Below are 23,776 nucleotides of genomic sequence, written 5' to 3'. Positions count from 1 at the left end.
GACTTTCTTACCTCATCGGCGGCGCGTACTGCACGCCGCCCGCATTCCACAGCTGGTTCATGCCGCGCGGGATCTTGAGCTGCGACTTCGCGCCGATGTTGCGCTCGTACATCTCGCCGTAATTGCCGACGTGGCGGATGATGCGCACGGCCCAGTCCTTGGTGAGGCCGAGCTGTTCGCCGTAATTGCCCTCGGTACCGACCAGCCGCATCACTTCCGGCTTCTTCGACTTCAGCGCTTCGTCGATGTTCTGCGACGTGACGCCGAGTTCTTCCGCGTTGATCATGGCGTAGAGCGTCCACTTCACGATCATCATCCAGTCGTCGTCGCGCTGGCGCACGACGGGGGCCAGCGGTTCCTTGGAGATCACGTCGGGCAGGATCATGTGATCGCCGGGTTTCGACAGGTTCAACCGCAGCGCATAGAGCTGGGAGACGTCGGCGGTGAGCGTGTCGCATTTGCCGGTGTCGTAGGCCTTCACCACGTCGTCCAGCTTGTCGAACTTCATCAGCTCATACTTCATGTTGTTGGCTTTGAAGTAGTCGGCGAGGTTGAGCAGCGTGGTGGTACCGGACTGAACGCAGACCTTGCTGTCGGCGAGATCGAGCGACGTCTCCTTGTTGCGGGAGCGCGGCACCATGAAGCCTTCGCCGTCGTAATAGGCGACCGCCGGGAAATAGAGATCGTATTGGAGCTCGCGCGACAAGCTCCAGGTCGAGTTGCGCGAGAGGATATCGACCTTGCGGCTCTGCAATTCCTTGAAGCGCTCGCTGGCGTCGAGCGGAATGAACTTCGCCTTGTTCGGGTCGTCGAAGATTGCGGAGGCCACCGCGCGGCAGAAATCGACGTCAAAGCCGGTCCAGTTGCCCTTGTCGTCGGGGATCGAGAAGCCCGGCAGGCCCTTGTTGACGCCACACAGCACTTCACCGCGACGCACGGTGCGCTTCAGCGTGCGGGTGTCGTAGAACTCGTAGGTGATGGCCAAGGCGGCGACCAGCACGGCGACCGCGAGCCCGATCAGCAGGCCGCCTCGAAATGTGCGCATCATGTTGCTCTCTCGAAAAAATCGGGAAAAGGAATTCTGGAAGAGGCGGGACACACGATCCCAAGGGGATTGCAGGAGATCGTGTGCGAACGGCAGGCTTAGAGTTCAGGCTTCTGCCTGATGACGACCTTGGTCCCGACAGGGACGCGATCGTAGAGATCGGCGACGTCGTTGTTGACCAGACGGAAGCAGCCCGAGGACACCTTGGTGCCGATCGTGTCAGGGCGGTTGGTGCCGTGGATGCGATAGACCGTGGTACCCAGATACATGGCGCGGGCGCCGAGCGGATTGCCCGGCCCGCCGGCCATGAAGCGCGGCAGGTAAGGCTGGCGCTGGATCATCTCCGGTGGCGGCGTCCAGTCCGGCCATTCCTTCTTGTTGGTGATCTGCACCAGGCCCTGCCACTGGAAGCCGTCGCGGCCGACGCCGATGCCGTAGCGGATCGCGCGCCCGCCGGGCTGGATCAGGTAGAGGTGACGCTCGGCGGTCGAGATGATGATGGTGCCCGGCGGTTCGGTCGTGCGGTAGTAAACGACCTGCTTCTGCCATTCCGGATCGAGCTGGTAGCTGTCGTCGGCGATCAGGCCGGGCTCGTCGCCGCGGTCCGGCTGCTGGGCGTAGGCTTGCGGCGCGGACAGGATCAGCCCCATCGCAGCCAACAATGTCCCGGTCAGGCGACGAAAATCCGTCATTTCAAAGCTCTCCCCGCTGCCACAGCGCAAATCGTCAGGAACCATCTGAACTCAGGGGCAGCTTCGTGGCAAGTTAAAGGCACGCGCGGTTGATATGTCACGAGAATGCTTTGGTTTTTTGACGTGGATCAACACCATGAACAGGGTGGGGTGGCGCGAAAAGCCGCATCGGTCATCTCGCGTCTGGGTAGAAGTGCCTAGATTTGGTTGGCCTTCGCCCCGATCCCGAGCCGCCGGACGATCTCGGCGCCGACCGCGCGGGCCTCGTTGCGCGAGCCGATCCGGGGGCTACGAAACCGTCGTCCGGACTGCAGGCGGATCGTCACGATGCAATGCTCATCCTCGGACCGGCCGCGCCGCTCGACCGTGATCGCTTTCACGCCGGGCCCATCGATATAGTCCTCACGCGGCTGGCCATTGCCCCAAAGGCGTTCGACGCGAATATCGCCCTCGCGGATGACCCAGAACGCGCCGGTGACGAGATTGGCAAATCGGTAGACGCCGAACGCGGCGACCACGCCAAGCGGCAGCAGCGTGTAGTCGATCCATTGGGGCGGCAAGCCACGCCAGAGCCTGTAGGCATAGGGTGCGACACTCAGCGCGACGGCGATCAACGCCGCCATCCTGATGTCTCTCTGCGAGAACGGCTCGACGGGTTCGCCAAGACGCATCTCGGGATTGCTGGCATCGAGCGGATTGACGGGCGCCTCGACGTCGGGGACGTCGAACTGCGCCGCGATCCGCGCCACGGTCTCATGCACATGGGTGACGTCCGAGAGCGGCGGAGAGGTCAGGTGTTCGCCCGAGGCCAGCGTGAAGGCGAGCTGGAAGCGGGCTTTGGCGGTTTTGCTGCCGGGAACCTGAAGTCTCGTGATGTCGTCTTTCGCGACGATTCGCGTCCGGAGTTTCCCGAACGGACGCTGTCGCCCGATCAGGATCTCGTCCGGCGTGATGATCCACACCACCGCCGGCGTCAGCATGACCGCGCCGACGAACGCCGCCCCCGCCAGCAGCGCGACCACGGAGATGGTCACCTCCAGGACATCGTGGGTGAACAGCCCCGGCGTGAAGCAGAGCGCAACGGCCGCCGCAGAGCCGGCCACGACAAGCCGCTGCGCGATCGAGGAGCCTTCGCGAAGGCGGATGTCGTTGCTGGTGGTCGCGTCGTTCATTGCGGCGGCTGATTTGGTGGCTGCGAAACTCCACGGACGGGTCCGTGGAGTCAAGCCGCATCACATGGCCGCGGCATGCGGCATCAGCTGCTGGCGTTCAGCAGCTTCGCCACGGTGCGATCGATCTCGTCGTAGCGGCCCTCGCCTTCGTGCTGGAACACGATCTTGCCGGTCTGGTCGATCAAATATTGCGCCGGCCAATATTGGTTGCGGTAGGCATCCCAGGTTTTGGAATCATTGTCCTGCGCCACCGGATAGGTGATGCCGTGGCGCTTCAGCGCCGCCTGGACATTGGAGGCTGAGCGCTCGAACGGGAATTCGGGCGTGTGCACGCCGACCACGACCAGGCCCTTGTCCTTGTATTTTGCATAGAGCTCGGTGACGTGCGGCAGCGTGTTGACGCAGTTGACGCAGCCGTAGGTCCAGAAATCGACCAGCACGACCTTGCCGCGGAGATCGGCGATGTTGAGCGGCTTCGAGTTGAACCAGTTGCTGATGCCGGCGAAGTCGGGCGCGGTCACCGCCTGGCTCGCGGCCGCGATCTTGACCGGCGCTGCGGGCGTGGCCTCGTCGCAGATGCCGGGGATGACGGCACCGGTCACGGCGAAACCGATCAGGGCGGCGGAGACGGCGAGCAGCTTGAAGGTCATGGTCTTGTTCTCCGTTGAGAGGTGAGGCGATCACAGGCCGATCTGGCCGGTGGGATAGAAGCCGGTGAGCCACGCCACGATCAGCGTGTCGTATTGGAAGTAGGCGGCGAGCGCGAAGGCGATCACGACCACGCCGAACCCCTGCTGCAGCCGCGGCGAGATACGGGCGAGGCTGCGCACGCGCGTGGTCGCGGCCTGTCCGCCATAGGCGATCGCCAGCATCGGGATCGCCGCGCCGATCGCGTAGGCGACCAGCAGCGTGCCGGCCCAGGCGAGGTTCTTCGAGGTCGCGACCAGCGTCAGGATCGAGCCGAGCACCGGACCGGCGCAGGGCGTCCAGACCAGGCCGAGCGTGGTGCCAAGCACGAGTCCGCCCAGCGCGCCCTCGCGCTGCGCGCCGCCGCCCAAATTGAGCCAGCCATTGAGCCGGAGCGACAGCCATTCGAACGGTGTTGGCCACAGCATCAACAGGCCGAAGCCGAGCAGCAGGATCGCCGCCGCCTCGCGCAGCACATTCGGATCGAAATCGAAGGCCCGCGTCAGCGCGCCGAGCAGCAAAGCGACGGCGGAAAAGGAAACGACGAAGCCGAGCGCGATCATCGCGGGCCGCAGCTGCGACGAGCGCCCGATCGAGGCGCCGAGCAGGATCGGCAGCATCGGCAACGTGCAGGGTGCGGCGATGGTGAGGATGCCGGCGAGGATGGCGAAGAGCAATTCGAGCATGGGGCACTCGTGATGGAAGTCACGAGGGCAGTTCGGAATGGGGATGCCGGACGTTACGCGCCGTCACGCGCTCGTGACGGGGGGTGCTGCTCCCAGCCCCAAATACAAAACGACCCGGAGGGGGGCATCCCGTCCGGGTCGCTGGAGGTCTTGGGAGGTTTAAGCAAAAACCGTATGTCAGCTTTATAGGGACGAAGTTTTTCCGCCTGATGTTGTGCTTTGTTTCATTTGTTTCGTCGGCGGTAACGCTTTGGTGTCCCGGGACGGGGCCGGAGGTCCGGTCCTATCCCATTGAAATATCTGATCTTAGGCGGCGAAACGGTCGACGCCGCAATTCTTAAGCAGATCGGCGAGTTGCTTGCGGGCGTAGAACATCCGCGTCTTCACCGTGCTCTGGGGGATGCCGATGATCCGTCCGACCTCCTCCACCGACTTCTCGTGGTAGTAGACGAGGGTGATGATCTCGCGATGCGCGGGCGACAGTTTCTGGACGCAGGCACGCAGGATGGCGCTGGTGTCGCTGCGGTCGAGCGAGGCCTCGGGCGTGTCGGATCCATCCGGAATTTCGCGCACGTCTTCCTGGTCGATGTCCTCGAAGCGGCGCTGGCGCATCGCGGTGAGCGCCTTGAAGCGGGCGATCGAGAGCAGCCAGGTCGAGACCTGCGAGCGGCCCTGAAACTGGCCGGCGGTGCGCCACACGTCCAGGAACACCTGGCTGACCAGGTCTTCCGCCGTGGTGGCGTCACGCACGATGCGCAGGATGAAGCGGTAGACCCGCACATTGTGACGGCAGTAGAGGATGTGCATGGCCGTCCGGTTGCCGTCGGCAATGCTTTCGAGAAGCATGTCGTCCGAGGTCGCCTGAGCGGCAATGATGCCCTGGCTGGCTTGGGCGTTGATGGCGATGACGTTCGGCATGGACTTGGCTCCCCGGTGCGCCGCAACCGAGCGGCGTTTCCTTGGACCAAAGTGTTAATGAGCCAACGTTTCGGGACGTCTGCACGAAAAGGGGAAAATGGTTTCGTGCGTCGCCAAATTGTTTCGTCGGAGGGGTCGCGACGAAACATTCGGACCGGAAAAGCGTGGAATTTCAATGTGCGGAAAATACGGGACCGCTGATTTGGACGAGCAGGAACGATTTTCCGGGGCTTGCGTTTGGTCGCACCGCATACGCTTCCGTCGACCTGGCCTTCGTCGGGGCGACCGCGGAGGCGATGCTAAGCCTTCTCGCCCGCGGGCGAGAACAGATAGCCGCCGCCGCGGATGGTGCGGATCACGGCAGGCTTGGTCGGGTCGGGCTCGATCTTGCGGCGGATGCGCATGATGCGCAGGTCCACGGCGCGGTCGAAGGCTTCGGCGTCGCGCGCATTGGCCAATTCCAGGAGGCGCTCGCGCGACAGCACGCGCTTCGGATTGGCCGCGAACACCTTGAGCAGCCCGAATTCGGATGCGGTGAGCGGATGCTCGTTGCCCTCGTCGTCGCGCAGGGCCTGGGCTTCGAGGTCGAGCCATTTGGTGCCGAAGCGCACCAATTGATCCTTGTCCGATTTCGCCGGCGCCGCGTCGGACCCCGCTGATTTCACCGGCGCGCTTCGCCGTAAGACGGAGCGGATGCGCGCCATCAGCTCGCGCAGCTCGCAGGGTTTTGCGACGTAGTCGTCGGCGCCGAGCTCGAGGCCGACGACGCGGTCGATCGGGCTCGCCGTCGCCGTGAGCATGATCACGGGCACGTTGATGCGGCTCTTGAGGTCGCGGATGATCGACAGCCCGTCTTCCTCGGGCATGTTGAGGTCGAGCACGACGAGGTCGGGCATGCCTCCGTCGATCGCGGCGCGCAGGGCCTTGCCGCCGTCGCACAGCGTCACGGTGAAGCCGTGCATCTTGAGGTAATCGCCGACCATCTCCCGGGCCGGGGCCTCGTCGTCGACGATCATGATGTGCTGGCTTTGTGTCATGTCACTCGGATCTCGATACTCGAATCACGGCATCTCGGTCGCGGGCAGGGTGATGGTGAAGGTCGAGCCCTTGCCGGGGCCGTCGCTGTCGGCGGTTACCTCGCCGCCATGCATGTCGATAATACGCTTGACGATGGACAACCCAAGCCCCGTGGAGCTCTCGCCAGCCGTCGGTTTTGCGGATAGCCGCTGGAATCGGCCGAACAGGCGGCCGAGATCCTCCGGCGACAGGCCGGCGCCCTCGTCGCTGACCTTGATGATGGTGTCGTGGCCCTCGTGGATGACCGCCACGGCGATCCTGCCGGCGATCGGCGAATATTTGATGGCGTTGCTGATCAGGTTGTCGATCGCCTCGCGGATGCGGTCGGTGTCGCACATGGTGACGATGTTGGCCGGCGCGGTGACGCTGATCGCCTGCTGCTTGTTGACCGCGAGCGGCTGGTTCGCCTCGGCGACTTCCTTCACCAGCGCGGCGACGTCGACCGGCTCGCGGCGGATGGTGATGTCGAAGGCATCCGCCATCGCGTCCGAGATCAGATGGTCGACCATCGTGGTCAGGCGCTTGGTGGCGTCGCGGATGTGATCGACTTGGGCGACCACGCCGCTTGCGGACGCGCCGGTCGAGATCAGCTCCTTCAGCATCTCGGTGCGGCCGAGGATGACGCCGAGCGGGTTCTTCAGATCGTGGGCGACGGTGCCGAGAATCTCGTTCTTGAAGCCGTTGGCGCGTTGCAGCCGCAGCCATTGCGCCGAGAGGCGGCGGTTGGCCTGCATCAAGGCGCGGGTGCGCTGGGCGACGCGGTCTTCCAGCTGCGTGTTGGCGTCCTGGAGCTGCTGATAGAGGATGACGTTGTCGAACGCGATCGAGAGCCTGGAGGAGAAGATCTCCACCAATGAACGATCGGTCTCGGACAGCTCGCGTTCGGCCTGCAGTAGCACCACGACCTCGCGGCCCGATCCGGTGCGCAGATAGATCACGCTGCGATGGTCGGCGAATTCGTTCTTGCGGCCCTGGAACGCGGCCTCCACCATCGCGCGCAAATCGGGATCGAGCGCCTTGGACGACGTCGTGCCGATGAAGCGGCTGTAGCAGCCGCTGCCGGCGAGCACGGAGAGCTCGGGGTCGACGCCGCCATTGTCGCGCAGAACGAGGATGCCGGCGCAATCGGCATTGAGCAGCGAGGCGAGCTGGGTCAGCACGCCCTCGGCGAGCCGCTGCATCGACTTGAAGTCGTACAGCGTCGAGGCCGCGTCGATGATGATCTCGAGCCCGCGCCGCGTCTGCACCATGCGCTCGAGCTGCTGGTAGGAGCGCAGCGCCGCGGTCAGCGAGGTGAACAGCTTGTCGGCCGTGAGCTCGGTCTTGGCCTTGTAGTCGTTGATGTCGTACTGCACGATCACGCGCCGCTCCGGCGCCTGGCCGGGCTGGCCGGTGCGCAGGATGATGCGCACGGTCTCGTTCTTGAGCACGTTGCGGATGTATTCGACCAGCTCGAGGCCGGCGACGTCGGTCTCCATGATGACGTCGAGCAGCACCGCGGCGATGTCGCCGTGCTCGGCCATCAGCTTGCGGCCTTCCGCCGCGGAATGGGCGGAGAGGATCTCCAGGCTCTGGCCGTTCAAGCTGTAGTCCGAGAGCGCAAAGCGCGTGCCGTCATGCACGGCCGGATCGTCGTCGATGACGGCGATCTTCCATCTCCGGGCGTCCATATCCTCCGACGCGGTACCGGTGTCGTCGATCAGGTGGAGGACATCGTCCTGTTCGGCCATTGGGAAGTCCCGTCGCTTTCTGTGCTTTGCGCGCCGCCCTTGGCGATCCGCGGCATGATAATCCGAAAAGTAGTGCCTTGTCCCAGCTTGGATTCCAGCATCATCCGCCCGCCCAGCTGCTGGGTGACGAGGTTATAGACGATATGCAAGCCCAGTCCCGTGCCACCTTCATTGCGCCGGGTGGTAAAGAATGGGTCAAAGGCCTGGCGCTGCACGTCCGGGGTCATGCCGGCCCCGTCATCGGCGAAGATGATCTCGATGTCGTCGGTACCGCGCGGCCGGGCCGAGATCGTGATGGTGCCGGCGCGGCCGTCGGCGAAGGCGTGGTTGGCGGCGTTGAGGAAGAGGTTGGTCAGGATCTGGCCGTAGGAGCCGGGATAGCCGTCGAGCAGCAGCCCCTCGGGCACATCGACCTGGAGCGTGGTCGGCGAGCGCTTCAGCACGGGCCGCAGGCTCGCGATGATCTGGTCGGTGGCTTCGCTCAACGAGAACTGCCGCCGCTCGGCGTGGGAGCGGTCGACTGCGACCTGCTTGAACGACTGGATTAGTTCGCCGGCGCGGGTGAGGTTGGCGACGAGCTGCTGCGAGGCGTCGCGCGAAGACTGCACGAACTCGTCCAGCTGCGAGCGGCGCAGGCCTCCGTCGCCCCTGAGCTGGGCCTCGAAGATCTCGCTGCGCCTCGCAAAACTCGAGGCCACGGTCAGGCTGATGCCGATGGGGTTGTTGACCTCGTGCGCGACGCCGGCGACGAGGCCGCCGAGGGCTGCGAGCCGCTCGGCGTCGATCAGATTCTGCTGCGCGGTGTTGAGCTCGAGCAGGGCGCTCTCGGCCTTTTCCTTCGACGCGCGCAGCTCGTCCTCGGTCTGGCGCTTCGCGATCGCGTTCTCGCGGAACACTTCCACCGCGCGCGCCATGGCGCCGACCTCGTCGCGCGCCCTGGTGCCCTGCACCTCGCGGCCGAGATCGCCGAGCGTGATCGCGCGCATCGCCGCCATGATCTGCTGCAGCGGCAGCCGGATCGACAGCGCGATCAGCACGCCGGCGGAGAGGATGATGCCGAGGAAGATCACCGCAATGGAGAGAACGCGGCGGGAAATCGCCCCCAGCGTGCGGTCGAACGTCTCCTGCGCCTTCTGCTCGCGCCGGCGCATTTTGGTCGAGAGATCGTCGATGGCGCCGATCGCCTCGGCCTGGCTGGCGTCGATGGTGTTGCGCAGCAGCTCGGTGCGGTTGGTCAGCTGCTCCGAGAGTTTTGCGAAGCCCTCCTGCAGCGCCGTGGTGCGGGTCGCGAGCTTTTGCAGCGCCATGCGCTGCAGGTCGTTGTCGGCAAGATCGATCATGACGGGAATCGTCTTTTCGATCGTCTCGGTGTGGCGTCGCGCGTCGTCGGCCGCGGCCACTGACTGCGACAGGTAATAGGAATTGGCCGCGACAAGCATCGCGGTGAAGGCCTCGCGCGACTTGCCGAGCGAGGGCCAGATCAGCGCGTCGCGATGGCCGGTGGCGCCCTCGATGATGGAGTACAGGCCCGCCATGTCCTTGGCCGGGCCCTGCACCTGCTCCTCGTAGGTCTTGGCGATGGTGGCCTGCACGGTGCGCAGCTCGCCGAAGCCGTTGAGGAAGCGGTCGGTGGTGCGCTCCAGCTCCTCGACCGATCCCGACAGCATCGGGTCCTTGGCGGCGCGGTCGGTCAGCGTGCCCAGCACGGCTTCGCGCAGCAGCAGGATCTCGGCGAACAGGTCCGGGCTCGGCTGGTTGATGTAGCGGTGGATCAGGTTCTGGAGCCGCCCGGTCTCGCTTTCGAGCAGCGCCAGGATCCGGTCGGATTCGCGCACCTGGCGGACGTCGTCCCAGGCCGAGCCCAGCACCTGCGCGCCGTTCCAGATCATCGCCGCCAGCACGATCACCACGGCCGAGTTCAGCGCCGCGATCGACAGGATTCGCCAGCGGATCGGCACCGCCCGCAGCGCGCCGACGAGGCGCGCGCGCATCCGCCCGATCGGGCCGGGCGGCCGCTCTGCGATCTCGCTGGTGCCTGGCGCGATCAAGCGGCCTCACTCCACCTTGCGAATGCGTTCGATCAGCGCGGCCGCGGCGGGATCCTGCGCCGCCTTGGCGTAGATCGGCGCCATCGCATCCTCGAACGGCTTGCGGTCGATGTCCTTGATCACGGAGATGCCGGCGGCCTCCGCCTTGTGCTGCGACTGCTCCTCGAGGTCGCGCCACTTCTCGCGCATGAACCGGCTGGAGCGCTGCGCGGCCTCCCTGAAGATGGTCTGGTCCCCGGCCGACAGGCTGCGCCAGGCCTTGAGCGAGATCACCAGCACTTCCGGGCTCATGGTGTGCTCGGTGAGGGTGTAGTAGCCGGCATATTTGTAATGGTCTGTCGTCACGAAGGATGGCCAGTTGTTCTCGGCGCCGTCGATCAGATGGGTCGCGAGCCCCGTCAGCACCTGCCCATAGGGCAACTCGACCGGCTCGGCGCCGAGCGCGCGGATCATCTCGCTCATCAACTCCGATTGCTGCACCCGGATCCGCAATCCCTTGAGGTCGGCGAGGCTCTTCACCGGGCGGACGGAGTTGTAGATCGAGCGTGCCCCGGAATCGTAGAAGGCGAGCCCGACGAAGCCGTAGGGCTCGAAGCTGTTCAGAATCTCGTTGCCGATAGGCCCGTCCAGCACCTTCTGCATGTGCTCGATGGACCGGAACAGGAACGGCATGGCGAGCACGTTCATCGCCGGGACGAAATTTCCGATCAGGGCCACGTTGGTCCGGTTGAGGTCGATTGCCCCGGCGCGGGTCTGCTCGATCGTCTCCTTCTCCTCGCCGAGCTGGCGGGAGTGAAACACCTTGACCTCGTGGCGGCCGCCGGTGCGCTCGGCGATCAGGGCGCCCATGTAGCGCAGCGCCTGGACGGTCGGGTAGTCCTCGGCCTGGGTGTCGGCGGCGCGGAATTCGCGCGCAGCGGCGCTCGTCGCACAGATGGCGACCAATAGCGCGACGAAAATCACCCCGGTCCGTGAGAGTTCGGCACGGTTTAACACTGGCACACTCAACCCCTCGGAGATGGAGTCTATGGCGGGATAAAAAGGTTCAATGCAATCTACCAGATGGTAGAGGGAAGGCCATCCCGCCCCCGTCCTTGGGCCGGCCGGGCGATTGTGCGCCACCGTTCGCCTTCATTCCCGGTTGAAACCGCCTGTGCTGCGCCTTAAGCAGGATGCGGTCGCCTTTTGCCGCTTGATCCGGGAAGAGCCATCGTGACTTCAGCTTTGCGCCTTTTGCAGGTCGCCGCCGCCACCTTGGCCCTCGCCTCGATCTGCGAGGCGCGCGCGACCACCGAGATCGCCTGGTGGCACGCCATGTCCGGCGAACTCGGCAAGCAGCTCGAAAAGCTCGCCTCCGATTTCAACGCCTCGCAGTCGGATTACCGCGTCGTGCCCGCTTACAAGGGCAGCTACACCGAGACGGTGACGGCCGCGATCTTTGCCTTCCGCTCGCGCAGCCAGCCCGCGATCGTCCAGGTCAACGAGGTCGCCACCGCCACCATGACCGCGGCCAAGGGCGCGATCTATCCGGTCTACAGCATGATGCGCGATATGGGCGAGCCGTTCTCGCTCAACGATTATCTTCCGGCGGTCTCCGGCTATTACACCGATGCCGCGGGCAATCTGCTGTCGTTCCCGTTCAACTCGTCGACGCCGATCCTCTACTACAACAAGACCATGTTCCGCGACGCCGGCCTCGATCCGGAGGCGCCGCCGAAGACCTGGCCCGAACTCGGCGCCGCTGCAAAACGCCTGCGCGAGCGCGGCGCCGTCTGCGGCTTCACCACGTCGTGGCCGTCGTGGATTCACGTCGAGAATTTTTCGGCGTTTCACAATCTGCCGCTGGCGACCCGGGCCAACGGCTTTGCGGGCCTCGATGCGGAGCTGACCATCAACAATCCGGTCGTGGTCAAGCACATCGCCCAGCTCGCCGAATGGCAGAAGACGAAGATCTTCGATTATAGCGGCCGTGGGCAGTCGGCCGAGCCGCGCTTCCAGAACGGTGAATGCGGCATCTTCATCGGCTCCTCGGCGACGCGTGCCGACATCAAGGCCAATTCGAAATTCGAGATCGGCTACGGCATGATGCCGTACTGGCCCGACGTGAAGGGCGCGCCGCAGAATTCCATCATCGGCGGTGCCACGCTGTGGGTGCTGCGCGACCGGCCGCGCGACGAATACAAGGGCGTGGCGCGGTTCTTCGCCTATCTGTCGCAGCCCGGCGTTCAGGCCGCCTGGCACCAGAACACCGGTTACCTGCCTGTTACCCGCGCCGCCTTCGAGCTGACGCGCGCGCAAGGATTCTACGAACGCATCCCCGGCTCGGCGATCTCGTTCGAGGAGATCACGCTGCATCCGCCGACCGAGAATTCGAAGGGCATCCGGCTCGGCTCCTTCAACCTGATCCGCGGCGCGATCGAGGAAGAGCTCGAGCAGGCCTTTGCCGGCCAGAAGAGCGCGCAAGCCGCGCTCGATTCCGCGGTCGAGCGCGGCAACAAGCTGCTGCGCCAGTTCGAGCGCGCCAGCCCGGAACGGTAGACGCGGCGCTGATCTGCCGAGCGTGCACGCGAAGCGCGACCCGCGTTGGCGGGGCATGTGACCGGGGCGTCGCTCAACCACAGATGTGTGTGCGAGTTCACACGCAACGCGCCGGGTCCCTGCAATAATACTGGCCGCGTCACGCCCCGTCTGCGGCAACGCACGTCGCCGTTGGCGCCAGTGACCTTGCGGTTGTTCTTCATTCATCATTTTCGAAAAGCTGTATTGGAGGCTATCGATGCCCTGCTCATGCTTCATCATCCCGAACGACGTTCTGACCAGGCTCTCCCAGGACAAGAAGCTCGCGGCTCCGCTGCGCAAGCGGATGGTCGACACCGTCCAGATCAGTCACGAGCTGCGCGAATTGCGGACGCAGGCTGCGAGGTTCACCAGCGTGGCCGCGACGCACGCCGGTGGGCTGGTGACGCTTGCCGCGGCACCGTCCGTCACGGTCTACGATTGCAAGCATACGCAGACGCTGCCGGGTACGCCCGTTCCGAAGCCGAAGACGTCGTCCGATGCGTCCGTCAAGCGCGCCTTCAACCAGACCACCAAAGTCGCGAAATTCTATCAGCAGGTCTTCAACCGGAATTCGATCGACGATCACGGCATGACCATGATGTCGTCGGCCCATTTCGGCGAGAAGTACAACAACGCGATGTGGAACGGATCGCAGATGGTCTATGGCGATGGCGACGGCAGCATCTTCGTCGACTTCACCAGGGGGAACGACGTCATCGGCCACGAGCTGACTCATGGCGTGACCCAGCACAGTCTCCAGCTGGCCTATAGCGGCGATGCCGGCGGCCTGAACGAAAGCATGTCGGACTGTTTCGGCTCGATGTTCCGGCAGTGGGAAGCCAAGCAGACCGTCAAGAAGGCGGACTGGCTGATCGGGCGCGACATCATGGGCGCGGCGTCGAAGAAGAGAGGCTTTACCTGCCTGCGTGACATGGCCAATCCCGCCGCCAAGCACTGCCTGGCGCCGCAGCCGACCAAATATTCCCAGATCACGCCCGGCATGGATCCGCATTACTCGAGCGGGCCGCCCAATCTGGCTTTCTACACGGCGTGCATGACGCATGGCGGGAATAGCTGGGCCGAGATCGGGCAAGTGTGGTATCGTTCGCTCACGGGTTTCGGCCCCACGCCAAACATGACGATGAAGGCCTTCGCCGCCCGGACCCGTCAGGTGGCGCAAACCATGTACCCGAAGGCGCCCGCCGTCGCCGCTGCCGTCAATGCGGGGTGGACGAAGATCGGGCTGTGAAGGGTATAGCACGCCCCGAAAGGAAGACAGCGTGGATCGTTTGAAGATCGAACGCGTTGGAGGGGTCGCCGGCTTCGGCGGCCCTCACCTCAAGAGTCGCGGTGAGCTGGCCGTGTCGGATCTGTCGTCCGCCGACCAGAAGACGGTGGAGTCTCTCTTTGCCGATCCGAAAAAGATTCCCGCAGCGCGTTCCGGGCAGGCCGACGCTTTCAGTTACCGCATCACGCGGGGTGCCCAGACCATTGAAGTCCCCGAGCATGCCGTGCCCTCGACCATCAAGAACAGCGTTAAGGATGTGCTGGAGTAGAGCCGGGCGGGCACTGTGATGGACGCGACGCTACCGCCTGGCGCGGCCGGGGTATGGGGCACGTCGGCTTCGACGAGCCTGGAGGCTTATCGCGCCTTGCGCGCCGACCGTTCCCGATGGCTGCCGGTGGCGCTCGACATTGCGCGCGGCCATGGTGTCGATATCAGCGCGCCGCATGTGTTCGCGACCGGAACCAATCTCGTCGTCGGGCTCGGCGAGAAGCTGATCCTGAAAATCTTCCCGCCGCTGTCGCGCGCGCAATTCGTCTCGGAGCGCGGTTCGCTGATGCAGCTCAACGGACAGCTTCATCTGCCGATCCCCGAGATCGTTGCGGAGGGGATGCGCGATGGCTGGCCCTATCTGATCATCACGCGCCTTTCAGGCACGCTCGGCTCCGAGATCTGGCCCTCGCTGCCGGAAGACCAGAAGGAGCGCGTGCTGCGCCAGATCGGCGAGACCATCGCCGCCGTCCAGCGCGCGCCGCCCGGCCCGCTCGCAGAGATCGCGCCGCGCTGGGATGGGTTCATGCGCGCGCAGATGCAGGGCTGTAAGGCGCGGCACGCGCGCCTTGGTCTTGCGCCGAAATTCCTCGCCGGCCTCGACGATCTCCTGCGCGACGCCGCGACGCTGATCCCGATGGATGCACCGCCGGTGATCCTGATCGGCGAGTACATTCCGGAAAACTTCCTGCTCGCCTGTGACGGCGATCGATGGTCGCTCGCCGGCCTGTTCGACTTCGGTGACGTGCTGGCGGGATGGCGCGACTACGACCTGCTCGGGCCCAGCGCCTTCATGGCGGCGGGCCGGCCGGGAAGGGTCCGCAGCCTGCTCGAAGGCTTCGGCTATGCGAAGCCGGATTTCGCGCTGAAGCGGCGCCTGATGGCGCTCATGCTCCTGCACCGGGCCAGCGACCTCAACAGCCACATCTGTATCGAGGGCTGGCAGGAGCAGGCGAGTGATCTTCTCGAATTGCAGGAGCTGATCTGGGCGGAGTGATGCTTCGCCCACCAAATAAGCCGGCACGGAATTCAGTCTAATTAGTAGGCAAATGCATCTCTTTGTATGCAATGCTCGCAACCTGGACGCTGCAACTTCGTCCGCAAGATCGATTTTAATCAAGCAATATCAATGTATTAAGTCGATCTTGGCACATCACCCGGCCTTGGCACGAACCTTGCGAATCCGGTTCCAACCAGAAACTTCCGTGTTGGAGCAGGCTCATGAAGCGTCGCGATTTCCTCAAGTCCGTATCCGGATTGGCCGCCGGCGCGGCGCTCCCGGCAGTGCCGCCAATCGTCTCGTCGGCCCATGCCGACGCGCGCTCGGAGACGCTGCTGATCGTCTCGGAGGGCGGTCCCAACAATCTCGACATCCACGGCGTCGGCACCAACGTGCCCGGCTATGAGGTGTCCTGGAATTGCTACGACCGCCTGATCAGCCACGAGATGAAGAGCGGCCCCGGCGGCGTGCCCTATTACGACCGCGACAAGTTCAAGGGCGAGCTCGCCGAGGAGTTCAAGATCGACGACATGTCGGTCACCTTCAAGCTGCGCAAGAACGCAAAATTCCACGACGGCGCGCCTGTCACCGCCAAGGACGTGAAGTGGTCGCTCGACCGCGCAGTCAGCGTCGGCGGCTTCCCGACCTTCCAGATGAGCGCGGGCTCGCTGACGAAGCCGGAGCAGTTCGTCGTGATCGACGACTACACCGTGCGCATCGACTTCCTGAAGAAGGACAGGCTGACGATTCCCGATCTCGCCGTGATCGTGCCCTGCATCGTCAACTCGGAGCTGGTGAAGAAGAATTCCAGCGAGAAGGACCCCTGGGGCCTCGAATTCACCAAGCAGCAGACCGCCGGCTCCGGCGCCTACAAGGTGACGAAGTGGACCGCCGGCACCGAAGTGATCATGGAGCGCAACGACGATTGGGTCTGCGGTCCGATGCCGAAGATCAAGCGCGTGATCTGGCGCATGGTGCCGCAGGCCGGCAACCGCCGCGCGCTGCTGGAGCGCGGCGACGCCGACATTTCCTACGAGCTGCCGAACAAGGACTTCCAGGAAATGAAGGCCAACGGCAAGCTCAACGTCGTGTCGCTGCCGTTCTCCAACGGCATCCAGTATATCGGCATGAACGTCACCAGGCCGCCGTTCGACAATCCGAAGGTCCGTCAGGCCGTCGCCTACGCGCTGCCCTATCAGAAGATCATGGACGCCGTGATGTTCGGGCTGGCGAACCCGATGTTCGGCGCGCCCAAGGACAAGCCGACCGAAGTCGCCTGGCCGCAGCCGCACAAATACAACACCGACATGGACAAGGCGAAGGCGCTGATGGCGGAAGCGGGCCTCGCGGGCGGCTTCGAGACCACGATCTCGTTCGACCTGAATTTCGCCGGCGTCAATGAACCGCTGTGCGTGCTGGTGCAGGAGAGCCTGGCGCAGATCGGCATCAAGACCACCATCAACAAGGTGCCCGGCGCCAACTGGCGCACCGAGTTGAACAAGAAGGAGATGCCGCTCTTCACCAACGTGTTCTCGGGCTGGCTCGATTACCCCGAGTACTTCTTCTACTGGTGCTATCACGGCAACAATTCCGTCTTCAACACCATGAGCTACAAGTCGGCGGAGATGGACAAGCTGATCGACGGCGCGCGCACCGCCGCCGCATCGGGCGACAAGGCAGCCTACGATGCCGACGTGAAGGGGTTCGTCGATCTCGCCTTCACCGACATCCCGCGCATCCCGCTGTACCAGCCCTTCGTCAACGTCGCGATGCAGAAGAACATCAGCGGCTATCAATATTGGTTCCACCGGAGGCTCGACTATCGCGCGATGGCGAAGGGGTGAGAGGACGTGGGTGAGGTGAGCACGCTCTTCAGGGTCCCGGAACGCAGCGGAGCAAGTGGTGGTGTTCGTGCGTGAGGTGGGCACTGCTCTCTCATTCCCTCTCCCCTTGTGGGAGAGGGGCAGGGTGAGGGGTAGCTACGAACTCCGACCTCGCTTGGGGCGACCCCTCACCCCAACCCTCTCCCACAAGGGGAGAGGGGGCGCAGCAGAGCGCGCTGCACGATCTCATTCCCACACCGGGAGCGCCCCATGCTCACCATGATCGGCAAGCGCCTGATGTTCGCGATTCCATCGCTGATCGGCGTCGTCATCGTCACCTTCCTGCTGACGCGCGCGCTGCCGGGCGATCCTGCGGCGTACTTCGCCGGTCCCGCCGCGACCAAGGAAGCGGTCGAGCAGGTCCGCAAGAAGCTTGGCCTCGACAAGCCGCTGATCGAGCAGTTCTTCCGCTACACCAACGATCTCGCTCATGGCGATTTCGGCAATTCGCTGACCACGGGACAGCCGGTCGCGGCCGAGATCCGCAATCGCCTGCCGGCCTCGGCCGAACTGACGCTGCTGGGGCTGATCGTCTCCATCGTCATCGCCATTCCGCTCGGCGTGCTGGCGGCCACGCGACCAGGGTCATGGGTCGATCATCTCTGTCGCGTCACGACGACAGCAGGCGTCTCGCTGCCGGTGTTCTTCACCGGCCTGGTGCTGGTCTACGTCTTCTATTTCCAGCTCGGCTGGTCCCCTGCACCGCTCGGGCGCCTCGATGTGTTCTACAGCGCGCCGCCGACGGTCACCGGCTTCTATCTGATCGACACGCTGATCGCGCGCGATCTCGAGGCGTTCCGCTCGGCACTCAGCCAGCTCATCCTGCCCGCGACGACGCTCGCGATCTTCTCGCTGGCGCCGATCGCGCGCATGACCCGCGCCTCGATGCTGGCGGTGCTCGCTAGCGAATTCGTCCGCACCGCGCGCGCCAGCGGCCTGTCTCCGACCACCGTGATCGTCACCTACGCGTTCCGCAACGCGATGTTGCCCGTGATCACCACGCTCAGCATGGTGTTCTCGTTCCTGCTGGGGGCCAACGTGCTGGTGGAAAAAGTGTTCGCCTGGCCCGGCATCGGCTCCTACGCGGTGGAGGCATTGATCTCCTCGGACTTCGCGCCGGTGCAGGGCTTTGTCCTCACCATGGCGGTGATGTACGTGCTTTTGAATCTCGTGATCGACATTCTCTATGGCGTGATCGATCCGCGCGTGCGGTTGGAGGGTTGAACCATGAGCTCCGTTGCGCCTGCTGTTGAACCGGTCGGTCCCGCACGCACCTCGGGACTCGCTGCGATCATCGAACAGACCCGCTACGTTCTCAGCGAGAACAAGGTCACCGGCTTTGCCTTCGCATTGCTGATCCTGATCCTCGTTGCCGCAATCTTCGGCCCCTATGTCGTGCCCCATGATCCGCTCGCTTCCGACACCGCCGCGGCGCTGAAGCCGCCGTCGGCCGCGCACTGGTTCGGCACCGATCAGCTCGGCCGCGACATCTTCAGCCGTGTGGTGGTGGCGACGCGGCTCGATACCTTCATCGCGGTTGCCTCCGTCGTGCTGGTGTTCCTGATGGGCGGCCTCGCCGGCATCGCCGCGGGCTATTTCGGTGGCTGGACCGACCGCATCGTCGGCCGTATCGCCGACACCATCATGGCCTTCCCGCTGTTCGTGCTGGCGATGGGCATCGTCGCCGCGCTCGGCAACACCGTGCAGAACATCATTCTGGCGACGGCGATCGTGAACTTCCCGCTCTACGCCCGCGTGGCGCGCGCCGAGGCTAACGTGCGCCGCAATGCCGGCTTCGTGCAGGCCGCGCGGCTCTCCGGCAACGGCGAATTCCGCATTCTCCTGGTGCATATCCTGCCGAACATCATGCCGATCATGATCGTGCAGATGTCGCTGACCATGGGCTACGCCATCCTCAACGCCGCGGGCCTGTCCTTCATCGGCCTCGGCGTCCGTCCGCCGACCGCCGAATGGGGCATCATGGTCGCCGAGGGGGCGGGCTTCATGGTCTCGGGCGAATGGTGGATCGCGCTGTTCCCCGGCCTCGCGCTGATGATCGCCGTGTTCTGCTTCAACCTCCTCGGCGACGGCCTGCGCGACATCGTCGATCCCCAGCGGAGGACGTGATGGGCGGGAAAAAATTTGCCAATGATTTCAGTGGCGCCTCTACTGTGCATGGGGTTGTTTTCGACCTCTTGAGCGACGGGAGGCATTTGTGACCGCCCAGCCGCTGCTCGACGTCCAGGACCTCACCGTCGAATTCACCACCCGCCGCGGCATCGTCAAGGCCGTGCAGCACGTCAACATCTCCGTCGCCAGGGGCGAGACGCTCGCCATCGTCGGCGAGTCCGGCTCCGGCAAGTCGGTGACGTCCTACGCGGTGATGCGCATCCTCGACCGCGCCGGCAAGATTGCCGAAGGCTCGGTGATGTTCTCGGGCATCGACGTGAAGGCCGCGACCGAAGCGCAGATGCGCGATTTGCGCGGCCGCGAAGTCTCGATGATCTTCCAGAACCCGCGCGCCGCGCTGAACCCGATCCGCAAGGTGGGTGACCAGATCGAGGACGTGCTGCGCACCCATGTGCAGCAGGCCCAGGTCACGGATGGCGGCGAGAAGGCGATCGAGGCGCTGGAGCAGGTCAAGATCGCCCGCCCGCGCGAGCGCTACCACGCCTATCCGTTCGAGCTTTCAGGCGGCATGTGCCAGCGCGTCGTCATCGCGCTCGCGCTCGCCTGCAACCCGCAGCTCCTGATCGCGGACGAGCCGACCACCGGCCTCGACGTCACCACCCAGAAGGCGGTGATGGACCTGATCGTCGAGCTGACCAAGCGGCGTGCGATGTCGACCATCCTGATCACCCACGACCTCGGCCTCGCCGCCGCCTATTGCGACCGTGTCGTCGTGATGGAGAAGGGCCGTGTGGTGGAGACGGCAAAAGCCGCCGACATCTTTGCGAGCCCGCAGCACCCCTACACCAGGAAGCTGATGCGCGCGACGCCACGGCTCGGTGTGAGCTTGCGCGATCTGCTGCCGGAGGAAGAGGGTTCCGCTGTCATGGCCGGGCTTGACCCGGCCATCCATCACGTTTCGCAAGACCAGTCTCTGTCGATGGACCCCCGGGTCAAGCCCGGGGGTGACGAAAATCCAAAACCCCTTCTCCTCATCGAAAAGCTGGTCAAGGAATATCCCCGCCAGGGCGCGACCGCCACGCTCGGAAAGCTGTTCGGCCGCAAGCCGCCGGTGGAGCCCGACGTGTTCCGCGCCGTCGACGGCATCAGCTTCTCGATCGGCCACGGCGAGAGCGTCGGCCTCGTCGGCGAATCCGGCTGCGGCAAATCGACCACGTCGATGATGGTGATGCGGCTGCTCGACCAGACCTCCGGCCTGATCCGGTTCGACGGCGAGGACATCGGCGGCATCCAGCCTGCCGCGTTTGCCCGGCTGCCGCAGCGCAGCCGGATCCAGATGGTGTTCCAGGATCCGACCGACAGCCTCAACCCGCGCTTTACCGCCGCGCGCGCCATCGCCGACCCGATCATGCAATTGGGCGACGTCAAGGGCCGCGACGCGCTCCGCACCCGCTGCGAGGAGCTGGCCACCATGGTCGGCCTGCCGCACAACCTGCTGGATCGCTTCCCGCACCAGCTCTCCGGCGGCCAGAAGGCCCGCGTCGGCATCGCCCGCGCCATCGCCCTGCATCCAAAGCTCGTCATCCTGGACGAGCCGACCGCGGCGCTGGACGTGTCGGTGCAGGCGGTGGTCCTGAACCTGCTTCAGGATCTCAAGGCGCGGCTGGGTATGAGCTATCTGTTCGTCTCGCATGATTTGAATGTAGTGCGCTTGTTGTGCGATCGTGTCATTGTGATGCGGACGGGGCGGATCGTCGAGGAAGGCTCTTCCGAGAAGGTTTTGAGCGATCCGCAGGACGACTACACCAAGGAGCTGCTGACGGCGATCCCGCATCCGCCGTTGCAGGTCCACTAAGAGTGCACTGAGATCAGCTTGAGAGAGTGATGGCCGAGCCGCTGGACGACTATATCGACGCCGTATCGAAAGCGCTGGCGCTGCCGGTCGAGGAGGCCTGGCGGCCCGCAGTGCGCGCCAATCTCGACGTCTCGCTGCGGCTTGGCCGCCTGGTCGACGAATTCGCACTGCCGGACGAGACCGAGCCGGCGCCGATCTTCACGGCCTGACGCTGCCATGACCTCCAAGCCAGAGATGAGTGCTGCCGACATAGCAAGTGCGGTCGCAGGCGGCAGGATGTCCGCACTCGATGCCACTGAATCCGCGCTCGCGCGCATCAAGCAGCACGACGGCACCCTCAATTCCTTCACCGACGTCACCGCCGATCGCGCGCGTGCGAAAGCACGTGCAATCGATGCCGACATCGCCGCCGGCAAAGAGGTCGGCCCTCTCGCCGGCGTACCTTTCGCGGTGAAGAACCTGTTCGACGTCGCGGGCCTGCCCACGCGCGCCGGCTCCAGGATCAACCGCGACCTCGCGCCCGCCAAGCGCGATGCCACGCTGATCGAGCGCATGGAAGCGGCCGGCGCTGTTCTGGTCGGCGCGCTCAACATGGGCGAATATGCCTACGACTTCACCGGTGAGAACATCCACGACGGACCCTCGCGCAATCCGCATGACACCACGCGGATGAGCGGCGGCTCCTCCGGCGGTTCCGGAACCGCCGTCGGCGGCGCGCTGGTGCCGATCGCGCTCGGCTCCGACACCAACGGTTCGATCCGCGTGCCGTCGTCCTTCTGCGGCATCTTTGGCCTGAAGCCGACCTACGGCCGGCTGTCGCGCGCGCGCTCGTTCCCGTTCGTTGCGAGCCTCGATCATCTCGGCCCGTTCGCACGCTCGGTCACGGATCTGGCGCTCGCCTATGACGCGATGCAGGGGCCGGATGCCGACGACGGCGCCTGCACGACGCGTGGGTTGGAGCCGACGCTGCCGCTGCTCGCCAATCCGATCTCGGATTTGCGTATCGCGATCGCCGGCGGGCATTTTCAGAATAACGTGTTCCCGGAAGCCGTCGAAGCCGTCAGCCGCGTCGCCACCGCGCTGGGCACGACGAAGGTGGTCGATGTCCCCGAAGCTTCGCGCGCCCGCGCGGCAGCTTACGTCATCACCACCACCGAAGGTGCTTCGCTGCATCTCGATCGTCTGCGCAAGCGCCCCAACGATTTCGATCCGGCCGTGCGTGACCGGCTGATCGCGGGCGCCATGGTGCCGGCGCCGCTGGTCGACCGCGCGCAAAAATTCCGCCGCTGGTATCGCGCGCAGTTCGCCGAGATCTTCAAATCTGTCGACGTGCTGCTCGCGCCGGCAACGCCCTGCACCGCGCCGAAGCTCGGCCAGGTCAATTTCAATCTCGACGGCGTCGAGTTGCCGGTGCGCGCCAATATCGGCATCCACACCCAGCCGATCTCGTTCATCGGCCTTCCCGTGGTCGCGGTGCCCGTGCCGATCGAGCCGCTGCCGATCGGCGTGCAGATCATCTGCGCGCCCTGGCGCGAGGACATCGCGCTTCGCGTCGCATACGCGTTGGAGCAGATGGGCGTCGTCGCCGCGCCAGCCCCGAGAGGATTCTGAAATGGAGATCGATCTCCCCGACGTGATCGCGGAAGTCAAAGCCGCGTTCGAACGCTATGAGCAGGCGCTCGTCACCAACGACGTCGCCGTGCTTGGCGAGCTGTTCCGCAACGATCCCCGCACGCTGCGCTATGGCATCGGCGAGAACCTCTACGGCTACGAGGCGATCTCCGGCTTCCGCGCCGGCCGCTCGCCGGTCGGTCTCAACCGCCGCACGGCCAAGACGGTGATCTCCAGCTATGGGCGCGATACGGCTGTCGCCTCCACCCTGTTCTATCGCGACACGGCTCCCGGCAAGGTCGGCCGGCAGATGCAGACCTGGATTCGCTTCCCGGAGGGCTGGCGCGTCGTCGCGGCCCATGTCAGCATCATCGACGAGTCGAAAGAGACCTGACCGTATGACGCTTGACGATTTTCCGCCCGCGACATTGCCGGCCGAGCCGGTGGTGCCCCGCGTCGACCGTGCCTCGCCGTCGGTGCAGAAGGTCACCCGCGCCGAGGAGCTGCGCCTTCAGCTTGCCGACGAGATCGTGCGTGGAGCCCTGGCGCCCGGCGCGCCGCTGGACGAGACCGACATCGCGCGCCGCTTCAGCGTCTCCCGCACGCCAGTGCGCGAAGCGCTGCGGCAACTGGTCGCGAGCGGCCTTGTCGAGGCCCGGCCCCATCGCGGCGCGGTGGTCGCGCAGCCCTCGATCGAGCGTCTCAAGAGCATGTTCGAGGCGATGGCGGAGCTGGAGGCGCTGTGCGCCGGTCTCGCCGCCGAGCGCATGTCGGCTGCCGAGCGGCACGGCCTGGAGGCCATCCATGAAGAGCTCCGCGTGCTGAGCTACGCCGGAAATCCCGATCGCTTCCACGAGGTCAACGAGCGTTTCCACAACGCGATCTATGCGGGATCGCAGAACGGCTACATCGCCGAGATCACGCTGGCGACGCGCGTGCGCGTGCAACCGTTTCGCCGCGCCCAGTTCCGCAATCTCGGCCGATTGGCAAAATCGCAAGCCGAGCACGACCGCGTCGTCGTTGCCATCATGCGCGGCGACAAGCAGGGCGCCGCCGCCGCGATGCGCGCGCATATCGAGCTGGTGCGCGGAGAGTACGAGATTTACGCGGTGTCGGTGTAGCTCGCGC

At 64.9% G+C, this 23,776-nt stretch carries 22 protein-coding genes; 12 read left to right on the top strand and 10 right to left on the bottom strand.

All coding sequences use genetic code 11. From position 1 onward, the window contains the following. Nucleotides 1-7: 7 nt before the first annotated feature. The 10 genes from XH90_RS33430 to XH90_RS33385 form a co-directional block, all read right to left on the bottom strand. On the bottom strand, nt 8-1,045 hold the full coding sequence (locus XH90_RS33430; protein WP_194482895.1) for an amino acid ABC transporter substrate-binding protein: 1,038 nt from the start codon (nt 1,043-1,045) through the stop codon (nt 8-10). Nucleotides 1,046-1,143: 98 nt separating this feature from the next. After that, nucleotides 1,144-1,737 carry a L,D-transpeptidase gene (locus XH90_RS33425; RefSeq protein WP_194478467.1) on the bottom strand — a complete coding sequence of 198 codons (594 nt, stop codon included), beginning with the start codon at nt 1,735-1,737 and terminating at the stop codon, nt 1,144-1,146. Nucleotides 1,738-1,934: 197 nt separating this feature from the next. Beyond that, a complete protein-coding gene (locus XH90_RS33420) occupies nt 1,935-2,909 on the bottom strand; it encodes a hypothetical protein (RefSeq protein WP_194478466.1) in 975 nt (324 codons plus the stop codon). An 83-nt stretch (nt 2,910-2,992) separates the two neighbouring features. Next, nucleotides 2,993-3,559, bottom strand: coding sequence for a thioredoxin family protein (locus XH90_RS33415; RefSeq protein ID WP_194478465.1), 567 nt, complete (start codon nt 3,557-3,559; stop codon nt 2,993-2,995). Nucleotides 3,560-3,589: 30 nt separating this feature from the next. Further along, the gene (locus XH90_RS33410) at nt 3,590-4,282 is read right to left on the bottom strand and encodes a cytochrome c biogenesis CcdA family protein (RefSeq protein ID WP_194478464.1); all 693 of its coding nucleotides are present in this window, start codon (nt 4,280-4,282) and stop codon (nt 3,590-3,592) included. A 306-nt stretch (nt 4,283-4,588) separates the two neighbouring features. Next, the gene (locus tag XH90_RS33405) at nt 4,589-5,200 is read right to left on the bottom strand and encodes a sigma-70 family RNA polymerase sigma factor (protein ID WP_194478463.1); all 612 of its coding nucleotides are present in this window, start codon (nt 5,198-5,200) and stop codon (nt 4,589-4,591) included. A gap of 299 nt (nt 5,201-5,499) precedes the next feature. Then, nucleotides 5,500-6,237, bottom strand: coding sequence for a response regulator (locus tag XH90_RS33400; protein WP_194478462.1), 738 nt, complete (start codon nt 6,235-6,237; stop codon nt 5,500-5,502). A 24-nt stretch (nt 6,238-6,261) separates the two neighbouring features. Beyond that, the gene (locus XH90_RS33395; RefSeq protein ID WP_194478461.1) at nt 6,262-8,007 is read right to left on the bottom strand and encodes a DUF3369 domain-containing protein; all 1,746 of its coding nucleotides are present in this window, start codon (nt 8,005-8,007) and stop codon (nt 6,262-6,264) included. Continuing rightward, nucleotides 7,977-9,998 carry an ATP-binding protein gene (locus XH90_RS33390; protein ID WP_194482894.1) on the bottom strand — a complete coding sequence of 674 codons (2,022 nt, stop codon included), beginning with the start codon at nt 9,996-9,998 and terminating at the stop codon, nt 7,977-7,979. The genes XH90_RS33395 and XH90_RS33390 overlap by 31 nt, the downstream gene beginning before the upstream one ends. Before the next feature lie 63 nt (nt 9,999-10,061). Further along, nucleotides 10,062-11,057, bottom strand: a complete 996-nt coding sequence (locus tag XH90_RS33385; protein WP_194478460.1) for a TRAP transporter substrate-binding protein — start codon at nt 11,055-11,057, stop codon at nt 10,062-10,064. Between the two features lie 210 nt (nt 11,058-11,267). Here XH90_RS33385 and ugpB point away from each other — a divergent pair, with 210 nt between their 5' ends. The 12 genes from ugpB to XH90_RS33325 all read left to right on the top strand — a co-directional run bounded on the left by ugpB (nt 11,268) and on the right by XH90_RS33325 (nt 23,769). Then, complete coding sequence (gene ugpB / locus XH90_RS33380; RefSeq protein ID WP_371748287.1) at nt 11,268-12,593, top strand: sn-glycerol-3-phosphate ABC transporter substrate-binding protein UgpB; 1,326 nt, start codon at nt 11,268-11,270, stop codon at nt 12,591-12,593. A 238-nt stretch (nt 12,594-12,831) separates the two neighbouring features. Further along, nucleotides 12,832-13,863: a M4 family metallopeptidase gene (locus XH90_RS33375; RefSeq protein WP_194478458.1), complete on the top strand. Its 1,032-nt coding sequence runs from the start codon at nt 12,832-12,834 to the stop codon at nt 13,861-13,863. A 31-nt stretch (nt 13,864-13,894) separates the two neighbouring features. Next, nucleotides 13,895-14,170, top strand: a complete 276-nt coding sequence (locus tag XH90_RS33370) for a protealysin inhibitor emfourin (protein WP_194478457.1) — start codon at nt 13,895-13,897, stop codon at nt 14,168-14,170. Nucleotides 14,171-14,188: 18 nt separating this feature from the next. Further along, nucleotides 14,189-15,166: a phosphotransferase gene (locus XH90_RS33365; protein WP_194478456.1), complete on the top strand. Its 978-nt coding sequence runs from the start codon at nt 14,189-14,191 to the stop codon at nt 15,164-15,166. A gap of 224 nt (nt 15,167-15,390) precedes the next feature. After that, a complete protein-coding gene (locus tag XH90_RS33360; protein WP_194478455.1) occupies nt 15,391-17,013 on the top strand; it encodes an ABC transporter substrate-binding protein in 1,623 nt (540 codons plus the stop codon). Between the two features lie 249 nt (nt 17,014-17,262). Then, nucleotides 17,263-18,276, top strand: a complete 1,014-nt coding sequence (locus tag XH90_RS33355; protein ID WP_194478454.1) for an ABC transporter permease — start codon at nt 17,263-17,265, stop codon at nt 18,274-18,276. Between the two features lie 3 nt (nt 18,277-18,279). Continuing rightward, complete coding sequence (locus tag XH90_RS33350) at nt 18,280-19,179, top strand: ABC transporter permease (protein WP_194478453.1); 900 nt, start codon at nt 18,280-18,282, stop codon at nt 19,177-19,179. An 88-nt stretch (nt 19,180-19,267) separates the two neighbouring features. Next, a complete protein-coding gene (locus XH90_RS33345) occupies nt 19,268-21,037 on the top strand; it encodes an ABC transporter ATP-binding protein (RefSeq protein WP_194478452.1) in 1,770 nt (589 codons plus the stop codon). A 29-nt stretch (nt 21,038-21,066) separates the two neighbouring features. Further along, entirely contained in the window at nt 21,067-21,246 is a 180-nt protein-coding gene (locus XH90_RS33340) for a DUF4089 domain-containing protein (protein ID WP_194464956.1), read from the top strand. A gap of 7 nt (nt 21,247-21,253) precedes the next feature. After that, nucleotides 21,254-22,648 carry an AtzE family amidohydrolase gene (locus tag XH90_RS33335; protein WP_194478451.1) on the top strand — a complete coding sequence of 465 codons (1,395 nt, stop codon included), beginning with the start codon at nt 21,254-21,256 and terminating at the stop codon, nt 22,646-22,648. Between the two features lies 1 nt (nt 22,649). Next, nucleotides 22,650-23,042 (top strand): oxalurate catabolism protein HpxZ, encoded by a 393-nt coding sequence (gene hpxZ / locus XH90_RS33330; RefSeq protein WP_194478450.1) that lies wholly within the window; start codon nt 22,650-22,652, stop codon nt 23,040-23,042. 4 nt (nt 23,043-23,046) lie between these two features. Further along, nucleotides 23,047-23,769, top strand: a complete 723-nt coding sequence (locus tag XH90_RS33325; RefSeq protein ID WP_194478449.1) for a GntR family transcriptional regulator — start codon at nt 23,047-23,049, stop codon at nt 23,767-23,769. Nucleotides 23,770-23,776: the final 7 nt, after the last annotated feature.

Source organism: Bradyrhizobium sp. CCBAU 53338, from assembly GCF_015291665.1.
GTDB lineage: Bacteria > Pseudomonadota > Alphaproteobacteria > Rhizobiales > Xanthobacteraceae > Bradyrhizobium.
Note: the sequence above shows the minus strand (reverse complement) of the source record. Positions and strands in the feature narration are given on the sequence as shown.